At 49.3% G+C, this 10,519-nt stretch carries 9 protein-coding genes, 2 pseudogenes and 1 riboswitch; of the genes and pseudogenes, 9 read left to right on the top strand and 2 right to left on the bottom strand.

The window, feature by feature from the left end:
• The 9 genes and pseudogenes from ACOYIE_RS06030 to ACOYIE_RS05990 all read left to right on the top strand — a co-directional run.
• Positions 1-1,107 (top strand): annotated as a pseudogene (locus ACOYIE_RS06030) (alanine--tRNA ligase-related protein); the annotation flags it as partial.
• Positions 1,093-2,133 (top strand): DHHA1 domain-containing protein, encoded by a 1,041-nt coding sequence (locus ACOYIE_RS06025; protein WP_433411388.1) that lies wholly within the window; start codon positions 1,093-1,095, stop codon positions 2,131-2,133. The pseudogene ACOYIE_RS06030 and the gene ACOYIE_RS06025, both read left to right, overlap by 15 nt.
• Positions 2,134-2,169: 36 nt before the next feature.
• A complete protein-coding gene (locus ACOYIE_RS06020; protein ID WP_433411384.1) occupies positions 2,170-2,508 on the top strand; it encodes a histidine triad nucleotide-binding protein in 339 nt (112 codons plus the stop codon).
• Between the two features lie 247 nt (positions 2,509-2,755).
• A pseudogene (locus ACOYIE_RS06015) lies at positions 2,756-3,199 on the top strand (DUF4131 domain-containing protein); the annotation flags it as partial.
• Positions 3,200-3,475: 276 nt separating this feature from the next.
• Positions 3,476-5,014, top strand: a complete 1,539-nt coding sequence (locus ACOYIE_RS06010) for a ComEC/Rec2 family competence protein (protein ID WP_433411386.1) — start codon at positions 3,476-3,478, stop codon at positions 5,012-5,014.
• A complete protein-coding gene (gene holA, locus ACOYIE_RS06005) occupies positions 5,005-6,057 on the top strand; it encodes a DNA polymerase III subunit delta (RefSeq protein ID WP_433411382.1) in 1,053 nt (350 codons plus the stop codon). Before ACOYIE_RS06010 ends, holA begins: the two co-directional genes overlap by 10 nt.
• The gene (locus ACOYIE_RS06000; RefSeq protein ID WP_433411380.1) at positions 6,054-6,662 is read left to right on the top strand and encodes a toprim domain-containing protein; all 609 of its coding nucleotides are present in this window, start codon (positions 6,054-6,056) and stop codon (positions 6,660-6,662) included. The genes holA and ACOYIE_RS06000 overlap by 4 nt, the downstream gene beginning before the upstream one ends.
• Before the next feature lie 44 nt (positions 6,663-6,706).
• Positions 6,707-6,838: riboswitch (FMN riboswitch) on the top strand.
• Positions 6,839-6,935: 97 nt separating this feature from the next.
• Positions 6,936-7,547, top strand: a complete 612-nt coding sequence (locus ACOYIE_RS05995) for an ECF transporter S component (RefSeq protein WP_433411378.1) — start codon at positions 6,936-6,938, stop codon at positions 7,545-7,547.
• Between the two features lie 70 nt (positions 7,548-7,617).
• Positions 7,618-8,496, top strand: a complete 879-nt coding sequence (locus tag ACOYIE_RS05990) for a metallophosphoesterase (protein WP_433411376.1) — start codon at positions 7,618-7,620, stop codon at positions 8,494-8,496.
• 67 nt (positions 8,497-8,563) lie between these two features.
• Here the strand turns inward: ACOYIE_RS05990 and ACOYIE_RS05985 are convergent, their stop codons facing one another.
• Positions 8,564-9,601, bottom strand: a complete 1,038-nt coding sequence (locus ACOYIE_RS05985) for an anti-sigma factor domain-containing protein (RefSeq protein WP_433411374.1) — start codon at positions 9,599-9,601, stop codon at positions 8,564-8,566.
• On the bottom strand, positions 9,594-10,256 hold the full coding sequence (locus ACOYIE_RS05980; protein ID WP_433411372.1) for a sigma factor: 663 nt from the start codon (positions 10,254-10,256) through the stop codon (positions 9,594-9,596). Before ACOYIE_RS05980 ends, ACOYIE_RS05985 begins: the two co-directional genes overlap by 8 nt.
• Between the last annotated feature and the right edge of the window lie 263 nt (positions 10,257-10,519).

Raw genomic sequence — 10,519 nt, 5'->3', positions numbered from 1 at the left:
ATCTATTATGATCGTGGTGAAGAATATGGCTGCCATAAGCCGGGCTGCACCGTCGGCTGCGACTGCGACCGGTATATGGAGGTATGGAACAACGTATTCTCCCAGTTTGACAATGACGGAAACGGTAATTATACCGAATTGAAGCAAAAGAACATTGACACCGGCATGGGTCTGGAACGTCTGGCCTGCGTGGTGCAGGGCGTGGGTTCGCTGTTCGATGTCGATACGGTCCGCAACATCACCAATAAGGTTTCCGAGATCGCCGGCAAGCACTACGGCGAGAGCGATAAGACCGATGTTTCTCTGCGCGTGATTACCGACCATATTCGCTCGGCCACGTTTATGATTTGTGACGGTGTGCTGCCCTCCAACGAAGGACGCGGCTATGTGCTCCGCCGTCTGCTGCGCCGCGCCGCACGCCATGGCAAGCTGCTGGGTGTAAACGAGCCCTTCCTGTACAAGGTGTGCGATACGGTTATCCATGAAAACGAAGGCCATTATCCGGAGCTGCGTGAGCGGCAGGATTATATTGTGAAGGTCATCCGTGTGGAAGAAGAAAATTTTGCCCGCACGATTGACGGCGGTCTGCGTATTTTTAATGATATGCTGAACGGACACAAGGAAAAGGGCGAAAAAGTGTTCTCTGGCGCAGATGCATTCAAGCTTTATGACACCTATGGCTTCCCGATTGACCTGACCCTTGAAATGGTATAAGAGCAGGACATGACGCTGGATGAAAAAGAATTCCACAAGCAGATGGAAGAGCAGCGTCAGCGTGCGCGCAAGGCGCGTGAGGCGCTTGGCGATCTGGGCTGGGCCGGTGTTGAATTCGGCAAGGATGTGCCCGAAACCGTCTTTGATGGCTATGAACATGATACGCTGACCGATGCAAAGGTTGTTGCGCTGGTCGTGGAAAACGAGCAGGCGGAAGAAATGATGACCGGCGTAGAGGGCATCGTTGTGCTGGACAAAACCCCGTTTTATGCTGAGATGGGCGGTCAGGTAGCCGACCATGGTCAGATTGTGATAGATGGAGACAAGCCGTGCTGCTTTGAAGTTACAGATGTTCAGAAAAACAAGGGCGGCAAGTATATGCACTACGGCAAGGTCGTTCAGGGCGTACTCAAGCTGGGCGATGTGGTTCGCGCACAGATTGATACACAGCGCCGTGCGGCCGTTATGCGTGCGCATTCCGCTACCCATCTGCTGGATACCGCGCTGCGCAGCGTGCTGGGCGATCATGTGCATCAGGCCGGCTCGCTGGTTGAGCCGGATCGTCTGCGGTTTGACTTTACCCATTTCTCCGCGGTCACAGCGGAGGAGCTGATGCAGGTGGAAAACATTGTAAATGATGCGATTCTGTCCGGTTACTGTATCTCTACCGAAACGCTGCCGATCGAGGAAGCGAAAAAGCGCGGTGCCATTGCGCTGTTTGGCGAAAAGTACGGCGATACCGTTCGCGTTGTCGACATGGGCGAAGGGTTCTCCGTTGAGTTCTGCGGTGGTACGCACTTGGACAACACTGCCAAGGCCGGTATGTTCAAAATCATCGGCGAGGCGTCTGTAGCTGCTGGTGTGCGCCGCATTGAAGCACTTACTGGTAAAGCGGTACTGCAATTCCTCAACGATCGTCAGCACATCATTGCCGACACCGCTGCCGCACTGAAGACCTCGCCCAACGAGCTGCTCTCCAAGGTGGAGCAGACAATGGTTGAGATTCGTGACATGTCGAAGAAAATCGAAAAGCTCAACGGTAAACTTGCGTCGATGCAGATGGTCGATTTGTTCAACGTATCCCGTGATATTAAGGGTGTCAATGTTGTGGCTGCAAAGCTGGAGGATGTAACGCCTGAAATTCTGCGCTCCATGGGCGATGACATTAAGGAAAAGGCGCCCAATATGGTTGCTGTTCTGTCCGGTATTAACGGGGAAAAGATCAATCTCCTTTGTGTCTGCGGCGCAGAGGCTGTGAAGAAGGGCGCGCATGCAGGCAAGATTATCAAGGAAGTTGCTAAAATTGTTGGCGGCGGCGGCGGCGGACGCCCGGACAGCGCGACAGCCGGCGGTAAAAATATCGCCAAGCTGGAAGATGCGCTGGAAGCCGTTAACAATATTGTTGACGCGCTGCTTTAATTTGGCTATACTGTAAACAGAAAGGGGGCAGCTGCTGTGTCTGACTGTTTGTTTTGTAAAATCATCGCGGGCGAAATTCCGTCTAAAAAGGTCTATGAGGATGAATGGTGCTACGCCTTTTATGACATCGACCCGCAAGCGCCTACCCATTTCCTGGTGATCCCCAAACAGCACATTGCGTCTGTTGCCGCAGTTGATGCGGACAACAGCGCGATTGTAGCGCATTGTTTTGAAGCAATCGCCAAGATTGCTCGCGAACAAGGGCTGGATAGTTTCCGCGTTGTGTCCAACATTGGAGAACAGGCTGGCCAAAGTGTGTTTCATCTGCATTTTCATGTGCTTGCAGGTCGGGATATGACCTGGCCTCCGGGCTGATGGCGTTACCCAATTCTCCGCATACAAAATATCAAGCCGCGCAACAGCATCCTGTTGCGCGGCTTTTTATGAATGTATTCCTGACTTGCGCCCTGCGGCTTGGCTGTGCTATACTAATAATGGAATTTGTATGCGGTACGGTACCGCAAATCATCGGATGATGTGAAATTTTCAGAAGTGGCGGTAGTATTCATGCCACTTCTTTTTTCTGATACTATATTGCAGTTTGGCGAAGGAGGGAAGAAGAATGTTTGCGCGACCGCTGGTTTATCTGGTTCCGGCCGCGGCAGGTGCGCTGTATGCGGCGGTCTGCCTTGGAATTCCGGTTAATTTTCATATATGCCTGCTGCTTCTGTCTGTCTTTCTTGCCGGCGCTGGATTTGCGATTTTCCGAACCCGCCTGTTTACTGTGCTGAGCATGCTGGCAGCCGCTGCGTTGGCTCTTTCCGGTTTTGCTGCGTTCAACATGATAGTTGTGGACCCCATTCGCGATTTAGAAGGCCAAAGCCGTCTCATTACCGCAACAGTAATGCAGGATGCATCCGTTTATGAAAAAAACCAGCGCGCAGAACTCTCAATTGATCGTGCAGTCGGGCTGCCTCGTTCATTTTGTACCCTATGCTATTTGCCGCTTACCGATGAGCCGCTTCTCGCAGGAGACCGTGTGGCGGTTCAGGTGCAGTTTTATCTTCCCAGACAAACGGAAGGATTTGACCGTGCGTCTTATCAAGCGGCTGACGGCTGCTTTATTGCATCCTCCTACGCAAAAAACGAGGAAGGTGCGCCCAAAAAATTCTCTCTGCTTCCGACTGAGCGCCAAACACTTCGCTTTTTGCCGCAGCGTATTGCAAGATTTTGCAAGGAATCTGTCCGGAAGGCGCTGCCTGAGCGGCAGGCTGGTCTGTTAAATGCGCTTTTGCTTGGTGATAAGTCTGGTTTTGACCGAGATGACGCACTTTCTCTCCGCATCGCCGGGCTGAGCCATCTGGTTGCAGTATCCGGTTTGCATATTGGCTTTCTGGTAGCTTTTTGCTATTTGCTGTTTGGCCGAAAATACGGTACTGTGCTGTCCATACCAATGATTTTACTGTTTGTGCCTGTTGCAGGTGCAACGCCGTCTGTTATTCGCGCGGCAGTGATGTATTTGATTACGGCCGGTGCGTTCCTTTGCAGGCGGGAGGCCAACAGTCTGAATTCTCTTTTTGTTGCGTTGGCCCTGCTTTTGGTTATAAATCCGTATGCAATCGCAAGCCTGAGTTTGCAGCTTTCCTTCATGGCAACGCTTGGCCTGATTCTATTTTCTGGAAAAATGCAGCGTCGGTTATCCCGCCCCTTCCAGAAATGCGGCAGATTTTTCAGAAAAGTGGCTGCGATTGGCGCAGGGGCGATTTCCTGCTCGGTCTGTGCCATGTTGTTTACGATTCCCATTTTGCTGACCGCATTTGGATATGTTTCTGTTTTATCTGTGCTCAGCAACTTGCTGGTGACAGGCATCACCTCAATCTGTTTTATTGCCGGTTTCCTTCTTTGCCTGTGCGCCCGTTTTCTTCCGATAGCCGTGCCTGCGCTGGCAAAAGTGGAAGAGGTGCTGCTGGGTGCGATGATTGCTATCGCAGAATGGGTTGCAGGTTTGCCGTTTGGGCTTGTAAGCGGGCAGGACGGTTTTTTTGTGGCGGCTTTATTATCTGCCATGGGTGCGCTATGGCTTTGGTTGCTGATCGGAAAACGTGTAAAGTGGAAAATCATTCTGCCGGTGGTTTGTGTTGCTGTTGCTGCGCTTACCGCAGTGGGTGTTTACGATAAGAACAGTCACTACACGATTACTTTTTTGCCATGCGGAACCGGACAGGCAATTCTGGTATCCGATGCTGCGCAGCAGCATACCACGCTGGTTGACTGCGCGGGAGACGGCGGCTATCACGATGCCGCTGCCTCTGTGCAGGAATGGATGCGTTGGCATGGCGTGCGCAAGATAGACACACTGATATTAACCGCAGCGGATAAGGGACACGCCCGCGATCTGCCAGCGCTTTTCAACCATACGGCGGTCGAGTCCGTCTGGATGCCTGCGCAATGCCGGAAAACCAAACATAATACAGAAATTCTCGACCTGCTTGATCGCGCGCCAGCAACACCAGTCGAAGAAAAAACGGTTTTAAACACGGAAAGCGTTCCTGTCACAGCTTTTCCAATTACTGCGGGAAAATTAGGGGTACTGATTGGCAGGCAGGTATTGGTGCTGCACAGCCCAACACAAAAACAACTCTCCGCTTTTTGGCAAACGGGGGAGCAGTATACTGCACCAATCGTTGTGCTGGCGCAGCGAAATTTGGAAGATGATGCGCTGCTTCGCGAAACGCTTTGTCTGACGAAGGCCGAGAAACTGATCATACAAGCCGGCTCCAAAGAATTCTTGCCCGCATATGAAGGTATTCCAACACAAAGTCCATATTTGACCGGTGAGCTGTGCATACGCTATAAAAAGGAGGAAGCACAATGGCAGTAGAAAAAGGCAAGCCCGCCGGCCGGACAAGGCTGACGCGGGATCTAAAGGATGGTACGTTTTCCTCGCTCTATATTTTTTCCGGTGAGGAGACTTATCTCAAAGAATATTACCTGAATGAATTGAAAAAACAGGTCGTTGAGCCGGCATTTGCCGACTTTAATCTGATTGAATTTGAAGGCAAGGGGCTGACGCCCGAACAGCTCAGCGAAGCAATTGACAGTTACCCAGCGATGGCAGAAAAAAAACTGATTATCGTGCGGGATTTTGATTTGTTTAAACCGCCTGCCGCCTTTGCGGATGTTTTGTTGGAACAGCTTTCTGATTTGCCGGAATATGTATGCTTGGTGTTCTATTATGATATTCTGGAGGGTAAGCCGGATAAACGTACAAAGCTGTATAAAGCGCTCGAAAAAAATGCGTGTTTTGTTGAGTTTTCCCATTTGGAAGAACGTGAACTGGTCGCGTGGATTGAGCGCCAGGTGCGGGCATTGGGATGCACAATTACGCCGGATAATGCCGCATATATGATTTTTCTGTGCGGTAATTCGATGACCAACCTTTCAGGAGAAATCGAAAAGGCCGCCAGCCATAGCACAACAGGAGAAATCCAGAAATATAACATTGATTCCGTATGCTCGCCCGTACTTGACGCTGTGGTATTCGATTTGACAGATGCAATCACAGCAGGAAAGTTTGACAGAGCGGTTGCGTTGGTTGGAGAATTAATTGCGCAAAAAAATAATGAAGTGATGATTTTCACCACGATTACACGCCATATTCAGCGGCTTTACGCTGCCAAACTATGCGATACCGCAAGGGGAGGGGAGAAAGTGTTGATGGAAATGATCGGTTCAAAATCACCTTATTATGCCCGGCAGATTCAAAATGCGGCGCGGCGGGTTTCGTTGGAGTGGCTCCGAATTGCTGCTTCTGAATGCGCCAAAACCGACACGGCGCTGAAAAGCAGCGCTGCGGACAAGCAAAAGCAAATCGAGTTATGTCTGCTCACGCTGGCCTCTGCGCTGAAGGAGGGCAGAAAATGATCCGTATCCGCGAAGCTATTTTAGTGGAAGGCCGCTATGATATCAATACCGTGAAGCAAGTGGTCGATACAGTTGTGCTGGAAACCGGCGGTTTTCGTATTTTTAACGACCGTGACCAGCTCAAGCTGATTCGCCGTATTGCGCAGAGCCGCGGTCTGATTATTCTGACTGACAGCGACGGCGCCGGCTTTGTTATCCGAAACTACCTGAAGGGAGCGCTGCCGGCCGATCGTATAAAACAGGCATATATTCCTGATGTTGCAGGAAAAGAGCGGCGCAAAAGCCATGCCTCCAAAGAAGGAAAGCTGGGGGTAGAGGGCATGTCTCCTGCTATTATTGAGCAGGCATTAAGACGTGCAGGAGCGACGATTCTTTCTTCTCAGCCTGCTGACAGATGTGCAGATGATCGCCCCATTACAAAAGCGGATTTTTATACATGGGGGCTTTCGGGAGGGGCGGGAAGTGCTGCGCGTCGGCAGCAATTGCTGCATATGCTTTCTTTACCTGAGCACATGACCGCCAATGCCTTGCTGGAATTCATCAATGCTGTTGGCACACGCGAAGAGATTGCGGCTGCTTTGCAACAATTTTCAGATAACCATTGACAAGATCCTTTTGCCGCACTATAATGAAGATAACAACTTAATCAGTTCTGTTTCAGGGCGGAGTGAAAGTCTCCACCGGCAGTATACGGGCGCTGTTCCCGATAGTCTGCGAGCCGCAAGGCATGATGGGTGTGAATCCCAACCGACGGTTATAGTCCGGATGGAAGAAACAGGTGTATTTCGGTACGTCTGCGCGCCCTTGGATATTTATATCCAAGGGCTTTTTTTACCCAATCAAACAGAACTCCTTATTTCACAAAGGAGACGACAAACATGACAAAAGCAAGCAAAATTACCTACACTGCGATTTTCGCAGCAATCGCAACCGTACTGATGTACTTTGAATTTCCGCTGCCGCTGATGCCCCCGTTTTTAAAGGTGGATCTTTCCGGTGCAGTTGTGCTGATTGGGGCGTTTATCTTTGGCATTGGCCCTGCCATTACAATGGTTTTGATTAAGGACCTGATTCACCTGACGCAAACACAAACCGGCGGCTCGGGCGAACTGGCAGATTTTCTGATGCTGTCCACACTAATCATCATTGCTGTTCTTGTTTATCATGCGCATAAGAGCCGCAAAATGGCAGTTGTCGGCTGTCTGCTGGGTACTGTTGCAATGGCGGGCATGGCGATGCTGACCAACTATTTTTTGATTATTCCGTTCTATGCGGCTGTCGGTATGCCGATAGAAACGATATTGGCCGTTTGCGCAGAAGTCAATCCTTCGATTAACGGCATGGCGGCCTACCTGTTAGTCGGAGTATTGCCATTCAACCTGATTAAGGGCTCTATCTTAACGCTTATCACGATGGTTGCCTACAAAAAGTTGAGTGTTTTTATCAAATCCAAGCAAATGACAGTTCATGCAGCGCAGAAAGCAGGATAACGTGCGAATAAAAGGACGCAGGCGGCTATATTTACCGCCTGCGCTTTTTTACAGAGGGGATTTTATCGTTATGGGCAGCAAAAAACGTCTTGGCGCTGCAATACTGCTTGGCAGTATCGGCATCGGTATTGCCGGCTTACAGTGCGGACTTGAAACAAGATACTATACAATAGAAAGCACCAAAATAGAGGCAGGGCAGGAAATACGCCTGGTGATGCTGTCCGATCTGCACAGTTATTGTTATGGAGCAGATCAACAGCCGTTGATCCGGCGTATTCAGCAGGCAAATCCTGATTTGATTCTTTTGTGCGGCGATATGGTAGATGACAAAGCGCCTTGGGAAGGCGCACAGCGTTTGTTCGCGCAAATTACAGCTCTTGCGCCGTGTTACTATGTTTCCGGCAATCACGAATACTGGTCCGACGAACCAGAGGCCATCTTTGACATGATTCGTGCGTATGGCATAAACATTTTGCAGAATGAGCAGCATGAAATCACGATAACCGGCGTGCGCTGCACTGTCAGTGGACTGGAAGATCCTGCATGCTATGGCAGCCGAACACCGCGCGCCTACGGGAGCGGGGATGCGTATCTGAATACCTTATCCTCAATCAGCAAGCTGCCGGATGAGACCGTTCATATTTTGCTTGCGCATCGGCCGGAGTATATGGAAAGTTACGCCTTGTATCCCTTTGATTTAGTTCTTTGTGGGCACGCGCATGGCGGTCAATGGCGCATCCCGTATCTTTTAAACGGCCTCATCGCCCCGAATCAAGGTTTGTTTCCGAAATATGCCGGCGGAGAATATCATATCAACAGCATGACAGGAATTGTAGGCCGCGGTCTGCTGCGTGACTGGAAACCGCGTTTTTTTAATCCTCCTGAGGTTGTCGTTATCGATCTGAAATGCCGGACAGAGGGAAAGGTGCATCCGCAGCAGCAAAAATAAAAGCCAGCAGAGCAGCAACGCTCTGCTGGCTTTTTAGCAAGATTTGCATTGATATAGAACAGTCCACTCAAGAATCGCTATCTTCCTCATCAGAATTATTTTCTTCCGAATCCGCTTCAGGATCTTCAGAGGGGTCTTCATTATCCTCATATTCGGTACTCGATTCTGCTCGTTCAGGCTGTTTATTTGCTGGTATTGCAGCATCTTCCTGTTCATCCGAATCATCGGATTGCTCGGGTGTTTCTGACTGCTCGTTATCTTCTATATCATTGTCATCTTCGTCGTTGTTCTTTTCATCGGTTAAACTTTCTTTGTACTCCTCTATTTTCTCATGCAAATCCTCATCCATCCATTCGGCCTTCTCCTGAACAAGCTGTTCAATTTCTGCTATGGGTAAATCAGCCAGAATATCTTCCAATTCATCATCATCCATTTGCTCCAAAAGATATTTGCCTAAAGAAACGGATTGATTTTTAGCTGCATGGATATCGTCTGTTTTTCCCTGCAGATATACCGCCGGTGCTCTGCTGAACAGTGCCTGTATTGTTTGCGCAACTTTATCATTCTTATCGTCAACGCGATGATCTAAAAGGGCATATCCGATTAGAACATCTTCGGAACCACATAGATTGGATATTTCTATTTTAGCATCTTTTATGTTTTTGCCCTTCAAAACAGAAAGTGCTTCTGCCGAAACAGAACCATCGGGCGAATCCGCACGGAGAATACGTCCATACCTGTCAAGCTCAATTTGAATACAGGATGGACCGTCGAAAGAAGCCATCGCATATGCATTGAATGACATTTGCGGCAGCAACATCGTTATTACAATGGCCAGCATAGCAACTACACCGAGCAGACGGGTCCGCGTCTTCGCAGGCCTCTTACGGCTCGCTGATAACCCCTCTCGTTCTTGAGATTCATGGCTGGGAAAAGGAACGACCGCAGCCATTGGTTTATCCTGCATCACATCTTCCGGAAGAACATAGATTTTGTCTCCCACAAAGACGCCGTTTTTGCGTTGAATTCGGATGATGCCGCCGCCTTCTTCCATTGCAAGAGCATAATCATCCTTCAGTTCCAAAACAATGACCTTTTTAATCACGGGTACACCTCCCGCCTTTAACCCAATGCAGCAGTATGGAAAAGTTCTTGAAAAAAATCAACATGGCGGCAAGAATAAACTGCCGGCTTCCTTTTACAATTTTTTCTGTGACATCACAAAATCTGGAAACCCGACGCACCGGTAGTTTTTTCTTCCGATATGTCTCACGAACAATTTCAGGAGATTCGCTGGCCCTCTCGGCTATATCAATTGCACGTTCCCGCGTATCTTGATGCTTTGGTGCACAGTCGGCCAACACTTCCAAATCAAGAGAAAATATGGCAAGTTCTTCTTGGAAAAGATGGATTTCCTGCAAAAGATCTGCTTTCTCATCCCTTTCTGGAGCTGAGAAATCCTGCCCGTTTTCGTGCAGCGCCTCCAGTGAGACCTCGTTTGCATGACGATTTTCCCGAGCAAAATAAGTGCGCAGACGACTTTGAATGACAAGTTTAGCGAACGATAAAAATGCACCCCGTTCCGGTTGATATCGCTCAACCGCCTCTGCAAAAGCGGATAGCGCAATGCTAAATTCGTCATCGTGCTCCACAGATACATAGCGCCCCGTGATTTCGCTGACCGTGCGGATTAGAAATGCCTTATATTGTTCTATCAGTTCTTCCAAACGATCTATGGAAATCACTTCACCGATAGACAATGACACCGCCCTCCTTTACAGGTTACTGATGTCATTATAGCAAATTTCGCTGGCGTTGGAAAGTTTTCTATTCATTATTGTCCGGCAAGCAGGTTAATGCTGTCTACGCCACCCAGAGAAAACAGGTTTTGAATCAGCGGATTACTTCTGTTTAGTTCACTTCGCATAAAGAATGACAAGTTCAAACTTCGATGTAACCGACGAAATTGTAGTAGATGTGGATGTCCCGTTCCTCATGGTCGTCCACCGTATATTTCTCGCTG

It is taken from the genome of Agathobaculum sp. (genome assembly GCF_050946325.1).
Taxonomy (GTDB): Bacteria; Bacillota; Clostridia; order Oscillospirales; family Butyricicoccaceae; genus Agathobaculum.
This window is presented reverse-complemented; position numbering and strand designations above follow the sequence as displayed.

Excerpts from the sequence above, each read along its gene's own strand:
- holA (WP_433411382.1), top strand. The coding sequence starts at position 5,005 with ATGGCAGTAGAAAAAGGCAAGCCCGCCGGCCGGACAAGGCTGACGCGG.
- ACOYIE_RS05990 (WP_433411376.1), top strand. The coding sequence starts at position 7,618 with ATGGGCAGCAAAAAACGTCTTGGCGCTGCAATACTGCTTGGCAGTATC.
- ACOYIE_RS05995 (WP_433411378.1), top strand. The coding sequence starts at position 6,936 with ATGACAAAAGCAAGCAAAATTACCTACACTGCGATTTTCGCAGCAATC.
- ACOYIE_RS06025 (WP_433411388.1), top strand. The coding sequence starts at position 1,093 with ATGCACTACGGCAAGGTCGTTCAGGGCGTACTCAAGCTGGGCGATGTG.
- ACOYIE_RS06000 (WP_433411380.1), top strand. The coding sequence starts at position 6,054 with ATGATCCGTATCCGCGAAGCTATTTTAGTGGAAGGCCGCTATGATATC.